This window comes from Massilia sp. CT11-108 (assembly GCF_047302915.1).
Classification (GTDB): Bacteria; Pseudomonadota; Gammaproteobacteria; order Burkholderiales; family Burkholderiaceae_D; genus Telluria; species Telluria orientalis.
Map to the genome: position 1 here is coordinate 1 of NZ_JBKYMO010001376.1, position 332 is coordinate 332.

Here is a 332-nt window from a genome sequence, read left to right on the forward strand (position 1 = left end):
TGACCGAACGCCGCCCGGTCGCTGCGCACGCGGCGTTCGGTCACGGGGCAGCCCCGGTTCGCGTTCTGCGGCATCGGCCAGTGCCAGGAATGCCGCGTGACCGTCGACGGCTGCGCCAACCAGCTGGCGTGCAGGACGATCTGCGCGGACGGCATGACCATCGACACGGGAGGCGACTGGTGAAGAACGTATTGCACATCGTCGGCAGCGGTCCAGCGGGACTGTCCGCGGCACGGACCGCCCTCGACGCCGGCGCAAGGATCTGCCTGATCGACGACAATCGTGCGCCGGGCGGCCAGATCTGGCGCGGCGGCCCCGCGCGCTGGACCGAC

General features: G+C 71.4%; 2 protein-coding genes. Both read left to right on the forward strand.

What is annotated here, in order from left to right; genetic code table 11:
• Positions 1-21 precede the first annotated feature (21 nt).
• Positions 22-183 carry a 2Fe-2S iron-sulfur cluster-binding protein gene (locus ACEN88_RS34870; protein ID WP_413346997.1) on the forward strand — a complete coding sequence of 54 codons (162 nt, stop codon included), beginning with the start codon at positions 22-24 and terminating at the stop codon, positions 181-183.
• Positions 180-332 (forward strand): FAD-dependent oxidoreductase (locus tag ACEN88_RS34875; RefSeq protein WP_413346999.1); only part of this gene is annotated, 153 nt, incomplete at its 3' end. The genes ACEN88_RS34870 and ACEN88_RS34875, both read left to right, overlap by 4 nt.